Here is a 10,055-nt window from a genome sequence, read left to right as displayed (position 1 = left end):
AATACAAACCAATATGACGATAAATAATCCCCGTCTACCCCAGTGATGCTTTTGCAAATCCAACTGGGTCATCAATATTTTTGTGTATTTCTAAACCTTGAGTTGAGTAATCAAGTGCTAAAACTAAATTATCTAAATAACGCTGCGCTTCAGCTAACGTATTCAATGTGCGCGCCATCAGTTTTAGATCACCTAAACTGGTATAGACTTCTAGGGCTTTTGTATAAAAGTAAGCTGTTTGTTCTCTATTTTTAAGGCGTTTGTAAGACTGGGCTAATTTTTGTAGGTCTCACCCAAGTGCTTTTAATTTGTTTGTCTTTTGAAGTAAGGTATTTTAAGGAAGATTTATATTGCTTGTTTGCATCAGTATACTTTTTTTCTTCATAAAACATATCGCCTTTAATAATAAACACTTGAGCTATAAAAAAATCATCTCCGTGCTCTATTGTTACAGGTGATATAGATTCAATATTTTCACTGAGCTCTTTATACCGCTTTTCATCTAATAGTATTTTTAAACAATCTAAAGACGCTTTTATCTGGTTCCGAGTATCATTTAACTTACCGTAACTAATTGAGGATTGAAGAAAGTGATGCAATGACTTATCGACATTATTATTTTTTTGATACGCTTGCCCTAACAAATTATGTAGCTTTGCACTTAACTCAACATCGTTATTAAGCTCAGCCTCATCAAGCATTTTCTTACTTAATTCAATACTCATTACTACGTCAGTATCAATAAGTAACTCTGCTCTTTTCAATAAACCTATGTTCGTTTGTTTGGCGACAATATCAGGCGTGACTTCTTGCGCGTAAGCTGAAGTTAAGTTAATAAAAACAATAACAAGCAATGTGCTCACTAAAAATCTATAGTCGAGCATTGGACTTAGAAAAGAAAATTGCTTTTGAGAGTTAAAAACACGCTCTAAACTATGATTTTGAGAGATATAAAATTTCATATTTACTGTTTCTATTTTTTATTATACCAATATAAACTATTGGCAATAAATTATACACTTTAAATGTAACGGTCAAAGCGATACAGAATGTATGTATTTTATAAATTAGTTATAAGTATTAATGCTTAGCTTTGTTTAACCAAATAGTTGAGCCTTTATGCATTGAAAAAATCTAACATAAAAAATGTCAATATAGTTAATTTATTCATAATAAAACACCCTTTACGATCTCAATGTAAGTGTAACCAAAACAACACCATGGTCGGTGCTTAAATCATCACGCTCAAATTCGGGGTTAATTAAATGCCTGTCGTAAGTGTTATAGCCGCTTACTTCAAAAAAACTTCCAAGGTAGCCAGCATCAAACTCGCTTGATAATAAAATATAATCAAGCACCGAGTTGCTCGGACCATAGTAATGTGTAGGCGCCCTTAACGGAATTGCCTTTGGAGTATCTATATTTTTGGTGTTTACACAGTTTGTATCAATAATACTTTCATCATCACTTAAAATTGCTTCATCTGAAACAACCTCATCTGTATTCAGATACGACTTAATAAATAAATCCCATGAGTCATTTAAGCAATATTTAGCAAGGTAGGTTTTAGCGTCAAACGCAGGGGCAAAACGTAGTGTATCAGTCAGTAAATGGCTTAATACACCATCGGCTAGATCGTTATTAAAATCCCCCATTAACACCATAGGTTGCTGCGTAGCTTCGCGACGGGCAATCATTTGTATCATTAGTAATGTAGCTTCACTGCCACGCTGAATAGTTGAGCCCCACCCACCCGCTACATTCGCCTTTAAAATCTCAATTATGTTTTGCTCGGGTGCAAGATCTTTGTTGTGTTCATCAACATTAATCATTGGGCGCTTAGATTTAAAATGCACCACATAACAATCAGTATTGCCTATGTGCGGCAAAGTAACGGTCGCTCTCAATATCTTACGACTAAAAGTAAACTCACTATTAAGGCCAAGCGTACTTGCAAGCTCACTATCGTGCTCAACCGCTGCTACTTCAACTATGGGATATTTAGAGGCTATTGCCACTACGGGGCGTTTATAAATAAAGTCATCAATTACCTCTGGCGTATCAACAGCTGCAAAGTAATTATAGCCTTGCTCAGTAACTAGCTCTTTTAACGAATCAATACTAAACACTTCCTGAAACCCAATCACATCAGGCGCATGCTCTGTTAAGTAATCAACAATCCACCGCTGCTTTTTAGCCCACTGCTGCGCGGTATAAATTTTCTCAAATTCATAGTATGCATTGGGTGGCTCAAGATAGTTAAACAGGTTAAATGTGGCTATTTTTAGTTGGGTGTTAATAATTACAGATTCTTCTCGGTTTAAATCTGTATCTAACTGTTTAAGATCTTGATTGCTGATGGATATCGCCTCAGTAAAGTTAAAAATATTGCTTACTTATAAACTATCATTTTATTACATGTTTACGTAATAAATCAGCCAGCTTAATTGTAATTTTATGCACTCTTTTATTTTATACCAATCCGCAATAATACTTAATCATTTTGCGGGGCTAAACGTGTCGCTATCTGTGTTAAAAAATTCTCATTTACGACTGCATGGATGCAGAAGGTAGAGCAATGCAGAAGCAATTGCCGAGAACAACTAAATAGCGAATTTTTTGCCTAGCTATCAACACGTTTTTCCATCCTCAAATAGATCACTTAATTAAGCGAATTGGTATTAGTCTTTATTATATCTCTCAATACATAGCATTAACGTGCCTAACCAGATAAAATTCGCGGCAATTAAATATGAGCGAAGTGACATTGTAATGAGTAGAAAGATTGAACTATTAGCCCCAGGCGGTGATGTAAACGCGGTAAAAGCCGCCATTGTAGCCGGTGCTAATGCGGTTTATTGTGGGTTAGATACCTTTAATGCACGTAACCGAGCGTCTAATCTTTCGTTTGATGAGCTTAACGGCGCACTTCGCCTAGCCCACGAATACGGCTGTGAGATTTTTTTAACGCTAAATGTAGTTATATTAGAGCACGAAATGGGTGCGCTATTTAAGCTATTAAATCAGCTGGTAAATACAACGCTCGATGGCATTATTGTGCAAGATTTAGGGTTGTTCAATATTGTTAAAAAGCACTTTCCTACTTTGCATATTCACGCATCAACGCAGTTAACTACGCATAACGAATCACAGGTTGAGTTTTTAGCACGCATTGGCGCTACACGCGTAAATTTATCGCGCGAGCTTAACTTAACTGAAATTAAAATACTGACCGATGTAGCGCACAAATGCGATGTATTAACCGAAGTGTTTGTGCACGGCGCATTATGTATTGCGTTTTCGGGGCAATGCTATTCAAGCTCAGTAAGTGTGGGTAACTCGGGTAACCGTGGTCGTTGCTCACAGGCATGTCGTGATGAATACGAGCCAACGGCTATGGGTAACAAACACCCATTGAACTTAAAAGATAATTCAGCTTATTTTGATTTACCAGAGCTAGTAGCCGCAGGTGTTGACTCGTTAAAAGTAGAAGGCCGTATTAAAGGCGCTAACTACGTACATACGGTTATTGATAGCTGGCGCAAACAAATAGATACCTTTGTACAAACCGGTAACTTAATTGAAGACGACTCAAGCTTATACAAAGTATTTAACCGTAATTTTACTAATAAGTTTTTGCAAGGTGACATGACCAAAAACATGTTTACCGACAACCCGCGCGATCATAGCTTTGATCACGCTAACGAAAAGAGTAACGCGATTTCGGTTGTGCAAATTTACGATGCACAACAAGAGCTCGCCGCAGAAAAAAATGACATTGATACATTGGTTAAAAAGAAGATTGAGTTTTTAAATATTTCAAAACGAGAACTACGCTTTAAGTTTGGCGGTCAATTAAACCAGCCATTTACAGTAACACTGACAATAAACGATAAACACGACAACACCCTAGCAGAGCAAAGCGCTCTGCAACCTCTACGCTTTGAAGTTCAATCACAAATGCCTATGCAAACCGCCGATAAATCGGTTGTTGATATTGCAGCTATTGATAAACGCTTTAAAACCTTTAGTAATGCCAATTTTGAAATTAAAAATATGGATTACTCAAATCTCGGCGACAACTTAAGCATTCCGTTTAAAGAGCTTGCCCGTATTAAAAAACAGGTCGCGTTTTTGTTAAACGAAGGCAAAGACGTACTCGCCCCTGTTGAACTGCCAAAACTTGTTAATCACCCTAAAGCCGATAACAAAACAACACTCTCCATTTTAATATCGGACATAAAAGACGTTCATCTATGTGATTTAACCGACGGCGATGTTTACTTTAAATTACCAGAGAGCTTTAGAACCGATAACGATAAATACATTAATGTATTTTTAGAGCACCCGCAGTTAATTCCGTGGTTTCCGGCGGTGTTAATTGGTAAAGATTTTGAAGAAGCGGTACGTTTGCTCGAGGTTGTAAAACCTAAGCTTATTATTAGTAACAACACAGGCGTTGCATTTAAAGCAGTACAAATAGGTATTGACTGGATTGCAGGCCCGTTGTTAAACACCACAAACTCTTATGCGTTACTAACACTACAAGAAGATTTAAACGCAAAAGGTGCGTTTATTTCAAACGAAATAAACAAACCACAAATGCGTAATATTAAACGCCCTAGCAATTTTAAGATGATGTACAGCATTTATCACCCAATAGTAATGATGACTAGCCGACAGTGTTTTTTCCAGCAAACAGTAGGCTGTAAAAAAACACGTATTGATGCAAGCTGTATGTTGAGCTGTAAAAAAGAAACCACCGTTACCAATGTTAAAGGTATTAGCTTTGCTATTGATAAACAAAAAGGCGGCTACCCAAGTATTTATAACCATGAGCAATTTTTAAACATGGATATAGTGAGTGACTTTGCCGACAAATTTGACGAGTTTATGATTGACTTAACCGACATTGGTTCAGGCGATAAAGAAAAGCTAGATAAAGCCGTGTTACTTGCGCATTTTCAAGATTTAATTAACGGGCAAACACAAGCGGTTGAACACTTAAATAGCTTGGTTAAAGTACAAACCCGTCAGCAATATGTTGAAGGCCTAAACAGCTAAGGTAACTGACATGACATTGCCATTATTATATTCATTACAACACTGCCCTTATGCAATGCGCGCGCGAATGAGTATTTTAATGGCAGAGCAACACGTATTACTGCGCGCTATAAAAACTAAAAATAAGCCACCGCATCTTTTGCAAATATCACCTAAAGGCACTGTGCCAGTTTTATTACTGCCGAATAATCAAGTTATGGATGAAAGCCTCGATATAATGCTGTGGGCTTTAAAACAAAACGACCCGCATAATTTACTGCATACTCAAGACCCATTAGCACTTAAGCGCATGCTTGAGTTAATTAAGCTAAACGACACGCAATTTAAACCCGTGCTCGAAAAGTACAAATTTTATGCTCGCACAAAAGATATGGCACAAATTTATTACCAAAAAGCCTGCGAAGAGTTTATCAAGCAATTTGAAGCAAAACTATCCACGCATAAATACTTAATGGGCGATGAAAAAAGTCTAGCCGATTATGCTCTGCTGCCGTTTATTAGACAGTTTGCCCGCGTAGATAAACATTGGTACTTACAAAGTGAATACACGCATGTACGCGCATGGTTAAACGAGTTTTTACACGCCCCCATGTTTACCAAAGTTATGGCCAAATTTGATTTGTATATGGACTGCGGCGAAGAGTATTTATACGGCGTTAAAAAAGCTTAAATTAGCCTTTGTTTTATAGGAAATTATATTTCTAAGTTGACTAACCTGAACTCTGGGTAAAAGATTTACTAATGCATTGAATCATGTGATATTTAAATTTATTTTCTCGAGCCAGAGATTTTTAGTGAAAACAAGGCGAATTTGCGCGTCTATTGCAAGTAAATTCAACGTAGTTAGCGCTGAAAATAGCTGCTCGAGATAGATTTATTATCCAGAGTTCAGGTTAACTATAAAGCTAAGCATTGAATTATTCTCATCATCGGATTTAAGCTATTTATTTACGCTATACTGCCCTGCCCATTACTAACAAACGCTATGCATTATGAACTACTCAAACTTTGGCACTAAATTTACACAACCCAACGGCATTACCCAATTAATGGAAGACTTAGGCGGTGCCAAAAACAGTAACAATCCTAATATTGTTATGCTGGGTGGCGGTAACCCCGCATTAGTACCACAAGTAAATGAGGTTTTTTTAAGTGAATTACAAAAACTCGTTGCCAGCAATAAAGTATCGCAAGTATTTGGGCTTTACGATGGCCCAACCGGTAACGACGAGTTTAGAGCTGCATTAGCAGGCCAACTGAGTAAAGAGTATGCATGGGACATTAGCGCCGATAACGTAGCACTTGGCAATGGCAGTCAAGCTAACTTTTTTGTGCTGTTTAATATGTTGGCAGGCGAAATGCCGGATGGCGGCCATAAAAAGATTTTATTTCCCCTTGCGCCAGAGTACGTAGGTTATGCCGATCAAGGTTTATCGGCTGATATGTTTGTTGCCATAAAGCCTAATATCGAAATTTTAAATACAGGTAGCGCATCAAAACAGTTTAAATACGTAATTGATTTTAAAGCAGTTGAAAAAGTACTCGCAAACGACAGCAGCATAAGCGCGCTGTGCGTATCACGCCCTACCAACCCAACAGGTAATGTAATTACTGACGATGAAGTAAAACACCTTGATTTGCTCGCTAAGCAATATGGTATTCCACTCATTATTGATAACGCGTACGGCGATCCGTTCCCAGGTTGTATTTACACCGACGCAAACCTAACGTGGAACTCAAACATTATTTTATGTATGTCACTTTCAAAGCTGGGCCTACCAGGTTTACGCAGTGGTATTGTGGTTGCAAACAATGAGATTATTAAAGCAATTGGCCGCGTAAATGGCAGCATGGTTTTATCGCCAAATAGTATTGGCCCAAGCTTAGTAACACGCTTAATTAACGACAACGAACTACTGCCACTGTGCCGTAATGTTGTGTTGCCTTTTTATCGTAATAAAGCACACATAGCGATTGAGCTGTTTGATGAAGTATTTGCCGAACTGCCTGTTTATTTGCACAAAGTTGAAGGCGCATTTTTTATGTGGCTGTGGTTTAAAGATGCAAAAATAACAAGCGAGGTGTTGTATCAAAGGCTTAAAGAGCAAGACGTGTATGTGATCCCAGGTCATAACTTTTTTATCGGCATTGACGACAGCTGGGCACATAAACACAAGTGTATTCGTATCAACTACGCTACCGATGCAGATACCCTAAAAAAAGGCCTAGAAGCGATTAAATCCGTTATGGAGTGAATTTATAAAAACAGTGATTAAAGCTAACTATCGTGAGTTTTAATCACATTTTTTAAGCCCTGCTTATATAACCTCCCCTTAGCTTTATTAGGTAGATTAAGGTTCTTTTGTTTATTTAGCTTTTAAGGTTTTAGTTAACGTCGCAAAAGCAAAACCACCCATGGCGCCTGCAAGTAATTGAGCATAAAAACCCCAGCCTCTTGCGCCCGCTATAATATGAATATTCATAATTGATTCAATGGCAATTAACACAATAATAAATGCCACAATGCCAGCAATAACAAATAGCTGAGTACTGTATTTTTGAACCTTTTTACTAAGTTTTACGGTAACAAAAAAAGCGATGGCAAGTGCTACGGCAATAATAGCGCCGTAGGTAGGTAATAGGCCTAACCAATCATCAAGCGTTAAACTAACGCGATCACTAAAGCCCACTACCACACCTACATTAACTAATTGATTGACAACGTATTGGCTATGAAACAAGCTAGCAAGTGTGAATGTAAGTAACCAAGAAACTAAAAATGAAGGCAATACACGTGTTAAAAACGACATGGTTATCTCAACTTAAAATAAAGCTTTTCTCTTATACTAGCCATGCTAGCAAAGGCTTGCCCCGTAAACAATGTATCTCTTTTTTTACTTTGCTTTCGCTTTGTGCGTTTTCTATTAATGCAAACGCTGCGCTCCCAAAGGAGCAATACAGTACAAAAACACTGGCTACGCAATTACAGTCTCCGTGGAGCATGGTTGAACTACCAAACGGCACATGGTTAATTACAGAGCGTGATGGTCACGTAGTTATAGTTAAAAACAACGGGCAATCAAGAGTAAAATTAAACCTAACAGGTTTATACGTTGCTGGCCAAGGTGGTTTACTCGACATTGTATTATCACCAGATTATAACGACTCCAAAGAAATTATTTTTACTTATGCCCAAGGTGATGCAAGCGCAAACAGGCTTGTTGTTGCCAAAGCCACGTTTAATGGCACTGACTTTTCAAAGCCTAACGTTATTTATAAAGTAGCGACTGATAAAAACACACCGCAACATTACGCAGGACGCACCCTTGTCCTACCCGACAATACGTTATTAATTTCAACGGGCGATGGGTTTGACTTTAGAGAGCAAGCACAAGTTATCACCAGCCAACTTGGTAAAATATTACGTATAAACTTAGATGGTACCATTCCAACAGATAACCCATTTATTAATCACAAAAACCTAAGTGCACATGCTGTTTACTCACTTGGTCATCGTAACCCTCAAGGCTTAGTTTATGATTACGATACGCAGCAAATTGTTAGCAACGAACACGGCCCTGCAGGCGGTGACGAGCTAAACTACTTAACCGCTGGGACAAATTACGGCTGGCCGGTAATCACCTATGGCAAAGATTACTCGCAAGCGCGTATTTCACCATTTACCGAATATAAAGGGATGCAAAAACCAAGTGTTAATTGGACGCCATCAATAGCGCCATCAGGCATGGCGTATTACGGCTCTAAACATGCAGCTTTTCCCTCATTACAACAACATGTGCTAATTACTACGCTCGTTGATAAAAAGCTCTACAGCGTTAATCTGGTAAGTGGTGAATTTAAACAGTCTCACGTATTTCCTAAGGCCGCAGGGCGATTAAGAGATGTGTTTATAACTAATAATGGTAACGTCGCGGTATTAACCGACGGCAAAGAGGCAAAGCTAATGTTGTTTCAAGCAAATTAATTCACAAAGAGGATTAGAGGCGCTTCGCTTTTGGAGGATAAAAGCGGTTTCAATAGGCCGTATTAATAAATTTAAGAACTATGTTGGGTGGCGCCTTCGGCTTAACTAACCTACCTTTTTACGTAGGTCGGATAAGTGGCGAAGCCACGCCATCCGACAAAAATAGTGAATTAACATCGGACAACCCAACTTACCACGTGCTTTAGAACTTGACGTCTGAAGTCAAGATTTGATCCTTTATTTTTTATTTTGACAGGATAAGTCAGGCTTGTAGTTAGCCATAACAGTTTACCGTAGGTGAATAATATCTATTAGATCACAGCGAACAGATGGATTAAAGGTTAAAAAGCAACCAACCAAGAATAGTTGGATACGTTCCTAAAAAGAGTAATTCTACAGCCTCAACGCCACGTTAAGTGGCAAATAATAGCTGGCTAAAATGTGTGAGGCACGAACAACAGCCAGCTGTTATTTGTCCGTTTGAACGTCTTGTTATGTGCTGGAAGCCTGTACTGTTGCGATATTTTTGGAAGTATATATATACTTTTTAAATACATATTTCCACGGTACCGCGACTATTGGAAGGATAACCCATACAAATGGTAGAAAAAGACCTTCTGCATCAGAACCTTCTAGTTTCCCAACTGACCATAAAGGATATGCAACTACCAATAACCAAATTACTTTGTACAGTATTTCAAGCAGAATTATAGGTAACATTTTCAGTGGGTAAATTATACCTATAAAACTCAAAACCGAAAATGATGCCCAAACACTCCAAACTACACCTTCCATCGGATCCAATACACCATAGTTAGCGCCAATATATGTCCAAGAGGATTTACCAACAAACACAAATATTAATGTATATAAAGCTCTCAATAAATAAATATTTATCTTTCTAACACCATCATAAAGCTCATAGTCACGTTTAAATATATTCAGGATACTAGATAACATTTTAAATTCCTTTTTGATTAATGCGCGCCAATAATACACTGGCACA

8 protein-coding genes and 1 pseudogene are annotated in these 10,055 nt (G+C 37.9%); 4 read left to right on the top strand and 5 right to left on the bottom strand.

The features are described from left to right. Positions 1-34: 34 nt before the first annotated feature. The 3 genes and pseudogenes from P20652_RS21050 to P20652_RS06330 form a co-directional block, all read right to left on the bottom strand. A pseudogene (locus P20652_RS21050) lies at positions 35-220 on the bottom strand (hypothetical protein); the annotation flags it as partial. Between the two features lie 31 nt (positions 221-251). Continuing rightward, the gene (locus P20652_RS18545) at positions 252-962 is read right to left on the bottom strand and encodes a four helix bundle protein (RefSeq protein ID WP_008170145.1); all 711 of its coding nucleotides are present in this window, start codon (positions 960-962) and stop codon (positions 252-254) included. 222 nt (positions 963-1,184) lie between these two features. After that, positions 1,185-2,267 carry an endonuclease/exonuclease/phosphatase family protein gene (locus P20652_RS06330; protein WP_033017629.1) on the bottom strand — a complete coding sequence of 361 codons (1,083 nt, stop codon included), beginning with the start codon at positions 2,265-2,267 and terminating at the stop codon, positions 1,185-1,187. 505 nt (positions 2,268-2,772) lie between these two features. Here P20652_RS06330 and P20652_RS06335 point away from each other — a divergent pair. The 3 genes from P20652_RS06335 to P20652_RS06345 all read left to right on the top strand — a co-directional run bounded on the left by P20652_RS06335 (position 2,773) and on the right by P20652_RS06345 (position 7,319). Continuing rightward, a complete protein-coding gene (locus P20652_RS06335) occupies positions 2,773-5,064 on the top strand; it encodes a peptidase U32 family protein (RefSeq protein WP_008170142.1) in 2,292 nt (763 codons plus the stop codon). A 10-nt stretch (positions 5,065-5,074) separates the two neighbouring features. Next, entirely contained in the window at positions 5,075-5,734 is a 660-nt protein-coding gene (locus tag P20652_RS06340; RefSeq protein ID WP_008170140.1) for a glutathione S-transferase, read from the top strand. Between the two features lie 322 nt (positions 5,735-6,056). After that, positions 6,057-7,319: a valine--pyruvate transaminase gene (locus tag P20652_RS06345; protein WP_008170139.1), complete on the top strand. Its 1,263-nt coding sequence runs from the start codon at positions 6,057-6,059 to the stop codon at positions 7,317-7,319. Between the two features lie 111 nt (positions 7,320-7,430). Here the strand turns inward: P20652_RS06345 and P20652_RS06350 are convergent, their stop codons facing one another. Continuing rightward, the gene (locus tag P20652_RS06350; protein WP_008170137.1) at positions 7,431-7,874 is read right to left on the bottom strand and encodes a hypothetical protein; all 444 of its coding nucleotides are present in this window, start codon (positions 7,872-7,874) and stop codon (positions 7,431-7,433) included. On the opposite strand from P20652_RS06350, the gene P20652_RS06355 reads away from it, so the two are divergent. Further along, positions 7,859-9,049 (top strand): PQQ-dependent sugar dehydrogenase, encoded by a 1,191-nt coding sequence (locus tag P20652_RS06355; protein ID WP_033017627.1) that lies wholly within the window; start codon positions 7,859-7,861, stop codon positions 9,047-9,049. The genes P20652_RS06350 and P20652_RS06355 overlap by 16 nt on opposite strands. A 492-nt stretch (positions 9,050-9,541) precedes the next feature. On the opposite strand, the gene P20652_RS18540 is transcribed toward P20652_RS06355, so the two are convergent. After that, on the bottom strand, positions 9,542-10,055 hold a 514-nt coding region (locus tag P20652_RS18540; RefSeq protein WP_050548215.1), incomplete at its 5' end, for a hypothetical protein.

The organism is Pseudoalteromonas sp. BSi20652, assembly GCF_000239855.1.
In the GTDB taxonomy this organism is placed as follows: Bacteria; Pseudomonadota; Gammaproteobacteria; order Enterobacterales; family Alteromonadaceae; genus Pseudoalteromonas.
The sequence above is the reverse complement of the archived record's forward strand: the minus strand, read 5'-3'. Positions and strand labels throughout refer to the sequence as shown.

Bases quoted from the DNA above. Each gene is read 5' to 3' on its own strand.
- P20652_RS18545 (WP_008170145.1), bottom strand. From the start codon at position 962: ATGAAATTTTATATCTCTCAAAATCATAGTTTAGAGCGTGTTTTTAAC.
- P20652_RS06335 (WP_008170142.1), top strand. From the start codon at position 2,773: ATGAGTAGAAAGATTGAACTATTAGCCCCAGGCGGTGATGTAAACGCG.
- P20652_RS06340 (WP_008170140.1), top strand. From the start codon at position 5,075: ATGACATTGCCATTATTATATTCATTACAACACTGCCCTTATGCAATG.
- P20652_RS06345 (WP_008170139.1), top strand. From the start codon at position 6,057: ATGAACTACTCAAACTTTGGCACTAAATTTACACAACCCAACGGCATT.
- P20652_RS06350 (WP_008170137.1), bottom strand. From the start codon at position 7,874: ATGTCGTTTTTAACACGTGTATTGCCTTCATTTTTAGTTTCTTGGTTA.